Origin of the sequence: Mesorhizobium sp. M0938 (genome assembly GCF_040319125.1) — a bacterium.
Classification (GTDB): Bacteria; Pseudomonadota; Alphaproteobacteria; order Rhizobiales; family Rhizobiaceae; genus Mesorhizobium; species Mesorhizobium robiniae.
This window is the reverse complement of the sequence record NZ_JAMYNS010000045.1, coordinates 1-7,640: the sequence shown is the minus strand read 5'-3', so window position 1 is coordinate 7,640 and position 7,640 is coordinate 1. Positions and strand designations below refer to the sequence as shown.

The 7,640-nt window shown below is 61.2% G+C and carries 8 protein-coding genes; 5 read left to right on the top strand and 3 right to left on the bottom strand.

All coding sequences use genetic code 11. The features are described 5' to 3' along the window. Positions 1–106: 106 nt before the first annotated feature. The 3 genes from NKH73_RS32400 to NKH73_RS32390 are packed head-to-tail and all read right to left on the bottom strand — an operon-like array spanning position 107 to position 2,566. Positions 107–1,324: a GNAT family N-acetyltransferase gene (locus tag NKH73_RS32400; protein WP_352939568.1), complete on the bottom strand. Its 1,218-nt coding sequence runs from the start codon at positions 1,322–1,324 to the stop codon at positions 107–109. A 41-nt stretch (positions 1,325–1,365) separates the two neighbouring features. Further along, positions 1,366–2,094 (bottom strand): glycerophosphodiester phosphodiesterase, encoded by a 729-nt coding sequence (locus tag NKH73_RS32395; RefSeq protein ID WP_352939566.1) that lies wholly within the window; start codon positions 2,092–2,094, stop codon positions 1,366–1,368. 7 nt (positions 2,095–2,101) lie between these two features. Next, the gene (locus NKH73_RS32390) at positions 2,102–2,566 is read right to left on the bottom strand and encodes a RidA family protein (protein WP_352939564.1); all 465 of its coding nucleotides are present in this window, start codon (positions 2,564–2,566) and stop codon (positions 2,102–2,104) included. Positions 2,567–2,704: 138 nt separating this feature from the next. Here NKH73_RS32390 and NKH73_RS32385 point away from each other — a divergent pair, with 138 nt between their 5' ends. The 5 genes from NKH73_RS32385 to tsf all read left to right on the top strand — a co-directional run bounded on the left by NKH73_RS32385 (position 2,705) and on the right by tsf (position 7,330). Continuing rightward, positions 2,705–3,535 carry a cell envelope integrity EipB family protein gene (locus tag NKH73_RS32385; protein ID WP_352939561.1) on the top strand — a complete coding sequence of 277 codons (831 nt, stop codon included), beginning with the start codon at positions 2,705–2,707 and terminating at the stop codon, positions 3,533–3,535. 90 nt (positions 3,536–3,625) lie between these two features. Continuing rightward, positions 3,626–4,924 carry a lysophospholipid acyltransferase family protein gene (locus NKH73_RS32380; protein WP_352939559.1) on the top strand — a complete coding sequence of 433 codons (1,299 nt, stop codon included), beginning with the start codon at positions 3,626–3,628 and terminating at the stop codon, positions 4,922–4,924. A gap of 67 nt (positions 4,925–4,991) precedes the next feature. Beyond that, positions 4,992–5,270, top strand: coding sequence for a DUF4031 domain-containing protein (locus NKH73_RS32375; RefSeq protein WP_029352779.1), 279 nt, complete (start codon positions 4,992–4,994; stop codon positions 5,268–5,270). Positions 5,271–5,475: 205 nt separating this feature from the next. Further along, positions 5,476–6,288: a 30S ribosomal protein S2 gene (gene rpsB / locus NKH73_RS32370; RefSeq protein ID WP_352939556.1), complete on the top strand. Its 813-nt coding sequence runs from the start codon at positions 5,476–5,478 to the stop codon at positions 6,286–6,288. A gap of 118 nt (positions 6,289–6,406) precedes the next feature. After that, positions 6,407–7,330, top strand: a complete 924-nt coding sequence (tsf, locus tag NKH73_RS32365; RefSeq protein ID WP_352939553.1) for a translation elongation factor Ts — start codon at positions 6,407–6,409, stop codon at positions 7,328–7,330. Positions 7,331–7,640: the final 310 nt, after the last annotated feature.

Sequence of the window (7,640 nt, the reverse complement as noted above, 5' to 3'; positions counted from 1 at the left end):
TTTTTTTTTCTTTTCTTTTTTTAATTTTTTTTTTTTTTTTTTTTTTTTTTTTTTTTTTTTTTTTTTTTTTTTTGTTTTTGGTTTTTAATTTTCCCTTCTTTTTTCTCTAATCGTCCGCCAGATCCTTGCGGAACGGGGTGTGCTCTTCGAGATAGTCGCCCATCCGCTCCACTTCGCGCCGCTCGCGTCTGAGATAGTCGGCGACCGCATTGCGCAAGCCGGGATGCGCGATGTAATGCGCCGAATGCATGGTCACCGGCCTGTACCCGCGCGCCAGCTTGTGCTCGCCTTGCGCGCCCGCTTCGACCACTTTCAGCTTACGGTCGATCGCGAAGTCGATCGCCTGATGATAGCAGACCTCGAAATGCAGGAAAGGATGGTCTTCGATACAGCCCCAGTTGCGGCCGTAGAGCGCGTCGGAACCGATGAAATTGATAGCGCCGGCAATGTAGCGTCCATTTCGCTTGGCCATCACCAGCAGGATGTCGTCGGCCATGCGCTCGCCGATCATCGAGAAGAACTCGCGGCTGAGATAGGGCCGCCCCCATTTCCTGCTGCCGGTATCCATGTAGAAAGCAAAGAAGTCGTCCCAGACCCTTTCGTTCAGATCTTTGCCGGTCAGCCAGTCGATCGAGATGCCATGAGCGAGCGCCTCGCGCCGCTCCTTCTTCATCGCTTTGCGCTTGCGCGATGCCAGGGTGGCGAGAAAATCATCGTAGGTCGAAAAGCCTTCATTGAAGAAGTGGAACTGCTGGTCGGCGCGGTGCAGGAAGCCCGCCGCTTCCAGCGCCTCGACATCTTTCTCCTGCGCGAAGGTGACGTGCGCGGAAGACACGCCGAGCTTTTCCGTCACCGCCTTCAGGCCTGCTGCCAAGCTGGCCTTCACGGCGCGACTGTCCTCGTCTTTGTTGACCAGCAGGCGAGGGCCGGTGACCGGCGTGAACGGCACGGCGCATTGCAGCTTTGGATAGTAGCGACCGCCGGCGCGCTCGAACGCGTCCGACCAGCCGTGATCGAAAACATATTCACCCTGGCTATGCGATTTCAGGTAGCAGGGAACGGCGCCGAGCAGTTTTCCCATGGCTGTCTCCAGCCTGAGATGATGACCCTGCCAGCCGGTGCGCCGCACGGCGCAGCCGGAATCTTCGAGTGCGCTCAGAAAAGCGTATGAAACGAGAGGATTGTAACCGTTTTCTGCATCGCCGCGTGCGGTGCCGCCGAGGCCGTCCCATTCCGCGCAAGTGAAGGCACCGATGCCGGCGGCGACGCGGATCGTATACTCTCCATTCGCCGTTTGCCCGTCGCCTTCATCGCCTTGATCCATGGGGCTTATTTAAGCTCCGTCCCGGTCCATGCAAGCCCGGCTCAAGCGACCTGCACAAGATCGGGCTCGAATCCCTCGAACGTCATCTGGTCGGCGTATCTGAAGGTCAAGTCGACCGCCGGCTGGTCGAGCACGGTCCAGGTGATGACAGGCATTTTGAGCTTTTCGCGCACGAACGAAACGAACCGGTTGGGCAGGTCGCCGGCGGCATACGAGGTGAAGGCAATGTCGTGTGCCAGCATGGCGAAATGCGCCTCGATCAGTTTGACGTCCTTGCCATAGGCGGTCAGCCCGCCCGGAATGCCAGGCGCAAGTTTCGGGAAATCGCGGATCAGCCAGTGGTCGAACGACATGATCGCCGCCTTGCCCTTGTAGCGCTTGAGCATCTTGCCGACGCTTTCCACCAGGCCTTCGTCGTGACCGGGAACCCCTTTCAGCTCGACGACCAGCGGCACGCGGCCGTCGACCAGGTCGAGCGCCTGTTGCAGCGTCGGCAGATGGTCTGATGTGCCGCCGACCTTGAGTGCCGTCATCTCAGCCGCCGTACGCTGCCAGACAAAACCGTCCTGGCCGGTCAGCCGCTTCAGGTCGCCATCGTGAATGACGACCGGGATGCGGTCGGACGACAGATGCACGTCGCATTCGATCGCATAGCCGCGCTCGGCTGCTGCGGCAAAGGCGGAAAGCGTGTTCTCCCACCGCGTCTTGTTCATGTCGTGCAGGCCGCGATGGGCGACGGGTCGGGCGGTCAGCCAGGAAAGATCGGTCATATCTGGCTCATTCGACTTCGAAGATGGCTTCGATTTCCACTGCGGCATTAAGCGGCAGCGAGGCGGCACCGACGGCGGAGCGCGCATGTTTGCCGCGATCGCCGAGCACTGCAACCAGAAAATCCGAGGCGCCGTTGGCAACCAGGTGCTGTTCGACAAACTCCGGTGCCGAGGCAACGAAGACGGTGATCTTCACAAGGCGGCGGATTTTCTCGAGGTCGCCAAGTGCTGCCTTTGCCTGCGCCAATATGTTGATCGCGCAATATTTTGCCGCGTCCTTGCCAGTTGGCGTGTCAACCTCGCGGCCGAGCAGTCCGCTCGCCTGCAGCTTGCCATCCTTGAGTGGCAGCTGCCCGGCGGTGAACAGCAGATCGCCTGACCTTGAATAGGGCACGTAGTTGGCGGCGGGTGCGGCGGCTACCGGAAGCGTGACGCCGAGGTCGCCTAGCCGCTTTTCGATTGTTTCGCTCATGGTATTTCCCTATTGCTTGATGACGCCGCGCCGGCCGGGCCGAAATTGCTATTTTTGCCTCGCTTCCGCCACGACTTTTTTTAAGCTGGACTATCTTTCCCTGCGGCCTGCCATCAGGCGCGACGATCGGAGCACCTCATGCGCGCAACACGCCTCGCATTCCATGCAGTCCTGCTGCCAGCGGTGTTCTCGATGACGCCGGCTTTTGCCGTACCGGCGCTGCAGGCGCATCGCGCGGTCTATGACCTGAGCCTGGACAAAGCCTCAGACCGTTCGGGCATTACCGGCATTTCCGGCCGCATGGTCTATGAGTTCAACGGCTCGCCTTGCGAAGGCTATACGGTGAAGTTCCGCTTCGTCACCCAGATCGCCACCAACGACAATACAACAAAGCTGACCGACCAGCAGACGACCACTTTCGAGGACGCCGAAGGCAAGACGTTCTCGTTCGTGACAAAATCCTTCGTCGACCAGAACCTCGACAAAGAGGTCAAGGGCACAGCGACGAAGGAGACAAAGGGCCTCAAGGTCGACATCGACAAGCCGGAGAAGAACAGCCTGGAGCTCGCTGCTACCCAGTTTCCGACCCAGCATCTGGTCGAACTGATCGACAAGGCCGAGAAGGGCGAAAATTTCTACGAAACCAACCTGTTCGACGGCTCGGAAGATGCGGACAAGGTGATGACCACCACCGTCGTCGTTGGCAAGAAAGCCGATGCCGACAAGGCTGATCCTGAAGCGCCCGCGCTGGCAAAGCTCGCCACCGACAAATATTGGCCTGTCGACATCGCCTATTTCGACGGCACCGACAAGTCAGGCGAGGAGGTGCCGGAATACCGGATCAGCTTCAAGCTGCATGAGAATGGCATCACGCGCGACCTGGTCATGGACTACAATGAATTCTCGATGACCGGCAAGCTGGTCAATCTGTCGTTGTTCGATCAGCCGAAAGCCTGTCCGCCGAAATAGGGCTTCAGGCCGCAAGGCGGCTGCGCATGACTTGAACACGCCGCAATTGCCTTGCAGCCTTCTACGCCGACGGGGCGATCGGGGGTGGGGTTGAGCAGGATCGATGTGTTCGTAGCGCCGAAGCCCAATCCCGCGCTGATCAAGATCATGACTGTCGTCAACCGGCTTGTCATGCTGCACGGTATTCCCGGGTTTCGCGATCTGTTGCCGTTCAACCGCCTGGCCGGATTGCGCGGCGTGGCCAATGTCCGCCACATCGACTTTCCCGACGACGACCGACAGCGGCTGAAGGCCTGTTGCGGTGCAGGCAAGGCAACGTTCATCACGCCCAACCATCCGGAATTCTTTACCGATTGGATGATCGACAAGGAGATTGTCTCGCAGGTCAGTCCGCTCGCGGCATCCTGGGCCACGCATGGCGTCGTCAACGGCCTCGGCCGGTTCATGCAGAAATTCTGGCTGGCCAATAACCTGATCGCCCAGATTCCCGGCAACAGCGGGGCCGCCAAGGAACACTCGATCGCCTGGGCGCTCAAAGGACAGGGTGTGCTCTTGCATCCCGAAGGCGGCGTCGGCTGGCATGCCAACATCGTCGGTCCGCTGCTACCGGGGGCGGTCGAAATGGGGTTCGAAGCGCTCAAGCGCGGTCGCGCCGCGGATCGGGATTCCAAGGTTTGGGTAGCGCCAGTTGTCTGGAAGCTCGCCTTCACCAAAAACGTCGAGCCGGCGCTGGCGCGGGAATGTGCCTATGTCGAGAAAAGCCTGAAGATCGAACGCCGTGCCGCCGATACGCTGCCGGAGCGCGTCCACCATATCTATGCGGCCCTGCTGTCACGCGATGAGATTGCCTGTGAAATGGAGCCCGACGAACGGGCTTCGTATGCCGCGCGTCAGAAGCAACTGCTGCTCGAATTGAGCCGGCGCCTGGCGGAGGGTATTTCGGTCGATCCCGGCGCCAACGAGATCTCCGAGCTTTTGCGCAGGTCGCGCCGCTGGCTGCGGGAAGACACCGGCGATGCAGAGCGACAAAAACAGGTCCGGGTGCTGGCGGACACGATCCAGCGTCTCCAACGCGTCGGACCGTGGGCCTCAGCCAATCCGCGCATCACGCAGGAGGAGATCGCGGAACATCTGAAGCGCATTCGCAACGACCATTGCAAGGGCACGCTGCGCGACACGATCAACCGCTTCGTGCCGCAACCGGCCGGGCCGCGCTGCGCTCATATCCGGGTGCCGGAGCCGTTGGGGTTGCACGCCTATCCCGGCTCGATCGAAGATGCACTTGAGGAGTTGCACAGCCGCATGCAGGAGGCCGTCACCAGGACCGTGACCGAACTCGAAGCCGCTGGCGGCTTCATTTTCTATCCGAATCCCTTCTATCATCGCTAACATCGGATCTTGGGTCCATGTGAGTTGGCTCCGCTGGGGCGCAAGATGAAGGAGTGCGGCAAGCCTCATGGCGGTCTATGTCGACGCGGCGATCTGGAAATGGGTCGGCCACCGCTGGTGTCACCTGCTGGCCGACGACACCGACGAGCTGCACCGTTTTGCAGCACAACTCGGCGTCAAGCGCTCGTCCTATCAGGGACCGCCGAAGACATCGGCGCCGCATTATGACATAACTGGCTTCGAGCGCGACCGGGCGGTGCGGTTAGGCGCCATCGAATGCAGCCGCGAGGAGATCGTTGCTGTTTTCCGGCGTGTCCGCGTGCCGAAGGGGAAGATACGACCATAGCCCGGGTGCGCTGATCGCCGCACGCTGAGCCGCAACACACCGCACCGCTTGCGTTTGTCGCGCATCCCCTCTATATGCCCGCTCATTCCACACACGGACTTTGGTGTCTGCCGGGAGAAATCCGGCTGAAACCTCCGGTGGCGTTCGAGGACAAAGTCCAGAAATGCCTGTGTCCGTGGAGGCTAACCGGAAAAGGAACTAAAGAATGGCTCTGCCTGATTTCAGCATGCGTCAGCTTTTGGAAGCTGGCATTCACTTCGGCCACCAGACCCACCGCTGGAACCCGAAGATGGCGCCCTATATCTATGGCGCCCGCAACAACATCCACATCATCGACCTCTCGCAGACGGTGCCGCTGCTGCATCAGGCGCTGAAGCAGGTTTCCGACACGGTCGCCAAGGGTGGCCGCGTGCTGTTCGTCGGCACCAAGCGCCAGGCGTCCGACATCGTCGCCGACGCCGCGCAGCGCTCGGCCCAGTATTATGTCAATTCCCGCTGGCTCGGCGGCATGATGACCAACTGGAAGACGATCTCGAACTCCATCCAGCGCCTACGCAAGCTCGACGAGATGCTGGCCGGCGAGGCCCAGGGGCTCACCAAGAAAGAGCGCCTCAATCTCGATCGCGAGCGCGAGAAGCTTGATAAGGCGCTGGGCGGCATCAAGGACATGGGCTCGACGCCCGACCTGATGTTCGTGATCGACACCAACAAGGAAGCGATCGCCATTCTCGAGGCCAAGCGTCTCGGCATCCCGGTGGTCGCCATCATCGATTCCAACTGCGATCCGGACAAGATCGATTTCCCGATCCCCGGCAATGACGACGCGGCGCGCGCCATCCAGCTTTATTGCGATCTGATCGCCAAGGCTGCGATCGACGGCATCGCTCGCCAGCAAGGCGCGCTTGGCGTCGACGTCGGCGCTTTGGCCGAGGCTCCGGTCGAGCCGGCGCTCGAGCCGACCCCTGCGGCAGAGGCATCGGCTGCCCAGACATCGGCCGAACAGACACCGGAAGCGTAACAGCGAAGGCCGGTTTCGGCCTTCACCTTTTTCATATTTTGGCGCGCTGAGCGCTGGCGCCAGGCGCACCATCGAAGACCGGTGGTGCGTCGGTGCATTTTAAAACAAAGAGGCGACAATGAGCATTTCGGCTGCACAGGTCAAAGAACTCCGCGACTTGACCGGCGCGGGCATGATGGACTGCAAGGCGGCGTTGAACGAGACCAACGGCAACATGGAAGAGGCCGTCGACTGGCTGCGCAAGAAGGGCATCTCCAAGGCCGACAAGAAGGCCGGCCGTACCGCGGCCGAGGGTCTCATCGGCGTCGATGCCGGTATCCGCGAGGCGGCGGTCGTCGAGGTCAATTCCGAGACGGACTTCGTTGCCCGCAATGCCGCATTCCAGGAGATCGTCGCCAACGTAGCCAAGGTCGCACTCGCCTATGGCGGCAAGACCGAGGCCGTTGCAGCTGCACCGTATCCGGGTTCGGGCAAGTCGGTCACTGAGACCATCAAGGACGCTGTCGGCACGATCGGCGAGAATCTTGGCTTCCGCCGTTCGGCCAAGCTCACGGTCGAGCATGGCGCTGTTGCAACCTACGTTCACAATGCGGTCGCCGACGGCCTTGGCAAGCTCGGCGTGCTGGTCGCCATAGAGACGTCGGGGAACGCGCAAGCCGCCAACGCCTTTGCCCGTCAGGTCGCCATGCATGTCGCTGCCACCAACCCGATGGCCCTGACGACCGAGCAGCTCGATCCGGCCGCGGTCGAGCGCGAGAAGGCGATCTTCGCCGACCAGGCGCGCCAGTCCGGCAAACCGGAAGCGATCATCGACAAGATGGTCGAGGGCCGTCTGCGCAAGTTCTACGAAGAGGTCGTGCTGCTCAAGCAGGCCTTCGTGCTCAATCCCGACATCACCGTCGAGAAGGCGCTGACGGATGCTGAGAAGGAAATCGGCGCACCGGCCAAGATCACTGCCTATCTGCGCTTCGCGCTCGGCGAGGGCATCGAAAAGGAAGAGACCGATTTCGCAGCGGAAGTCGCGGCGGCGGTCAAGAAGTAAGCCGCACTCTTCTTCTGAAAAGGTTTACGGCCGGGTGTCCGCAAGGATGCCCGGCCGATTTCATGCGCGGTATCGATGAAGGCCGGGCGGTCGGCGACAAGCCGGTTGGCTGTCCGCCGGATCTATCAGTGCAAGGTGCATTTGCAGGCGTAAGCTAAAGAGGGGAAGAGAGTTTTCCGGCTCGGGGGGGGGGGGGGGGGGGGGGGGCCCCGCCGGGGGGCGGAGGGGGGGGGGGGTGGGGGGGGGGGGGGGGCGCACGAGGGCCCCGAGCGCATGTCAGCAGGGAACCCAGGCGGCTGGGCGGAGAGGG